Origin of the sequence: Streptomyces sp. MMG1533, from assembly GCF_001279775.1 — a bacterium.
In the GTDB taxonomy this organism is placed as follows: Bacteria; Actinomycetota; Actinomycetes; order Streptomycetales; family Streptomycetaceae; genus Streptomyces.
Genome location: NZ_LGDG01000142.1, coordinates 1 through 374 on the forward strand (window position 1 = coordinate 1; position 374 = coordinate 374).

A 374-nucleotide genomic window follows, 5' to 3' on the forward strand; every position below is an offset into this window, starting at 1 on the left:
CCACCCTCGCCGCCACCGCCACCCTCGGCAGAGATCGTGCCGGCGCTGGTCGCCGCCGACGTCAGGTGCTCACCGAACGCCTTCGCGTACTTCTCCAGGCCCGACGCCGTCTCACCGGTCGTCTTCAACACACTGGAAATGCCTTGCGGCTTCAGATCCCAGCTCGGCACAACAGCCCCCGCATCCCCGGCGTTCCCTCAGTCCTGGTTCCCTCGTCAACAAACCGACGAAACCGGGGCACCAACACCCCGGTGAGCGCTACTCAGCGAAAACGCGCCGCGTCGAAATTCGCCGCACCCATCTGCTGCTTCGCGTTGTCACCCTGCTCCTGGTCACCCGAACTGAACGCCGAGTCCATCCCCGACTGACCACCC

The 374-nt window shown here is 65.8% G+C and carries 1 protein-coding gene; it reads right to left on the reverse strand.

Going from position 1 to position 374, the window contains the following annotated elements:
- On the reverse strand, positions 1–170 hold a 170-nt coding region (locus tag ADK57_RS51190), incomplete at its 3' end, for a DUF6507 family protein (RefSeq protein ID WP_234390219.1).
- Positions 171–374 lie beyond the last annotated feature (204 nt).